Annotated in this window: 1 protein-coding gene; it reads left to right on the top strand. The window is 44.6% G+C overall.

What is annotated here, in order from left to right; all coding sequences use genetic code 11:
- Window positions 1-137: 137 nt before the first annotated feature.
- A partial coding sequence (locus R7P74_RS25765; protein WP_443293393.1) for an ATP-dependent zinc protease family protein occupies window positions 138-820 on the top strand: 683 nt, incomplete at its 3' end.

Below are 820 nucleotides of genomic sequence, written 5' to 3'. Positions count from 1 at the left end.
GTTTTAAATTAGCTTCGCAAAAATTTACCGGTCGCTGGTGGACATCGGTCAGATTTATGTCAAAACTGTAATTAAATTGAGAACTTATAAGTTCTGTTGGCGACTAATTTTATATACCTTGGCTCACACGGATAATCATGATGAAAAAAATGTCTTTGGCTCTGGCACTCTCTAGTGCTCTCCTGATAGCCCCGTTTGGTTGGGCGCAATCCATCTCTGCAACCACGCAAGATCCCATTTATCAACTTGATGATAAGTTAGTTTTAGGGCGGGTCGAAAGTGTGTATTACAGCGAAATTCCTGAGCTAAGTGACGTCCCTTTCATCGGTAAAATTGATACCGGCGCTGACACCACCTCCATGCATGCAGAAAATATTCACGTAAGCAGCAGCAATCCCCAATACAAAAATCTTAAAGATGACAAACTGCTGTGGGCAATTGTCGACGATTTAGGTGGCACGCAAGCCAAATGGGAAGCCAACAGTTTTGAACCTTATCAAGTCACCGTCAGTTTCACGATTCAGCATCCTTATACTGGCAAAGAGATCACGGTAACCGACGATCTTGAGCGCATCAGTGCTATCCGCAGTCGCACCAGCAAAAAACCGATTTTGCGTCCAACCGTAAAAATGCCGATGACGATTGCTGGGCATACGGTAGATACCGTGGTGAACCTTACCTCGCGTAAACAGTTCTCTGCGCCAATCCTGATTGGCAAAACTTACCTAGATGATAACGCGTGGGTGTTTGCTGGGTATGACTACCTGCAAGAACAACCCAACGCGAAAATGATTGGTAAGAAAGAGACGGTAGAAATCGA

The organism is Vibrio sp. 2033, from assembly GCF_033339735.1.
This window is presented reverse-complemented; position numbering and strand designations above follow the sequence as displayed.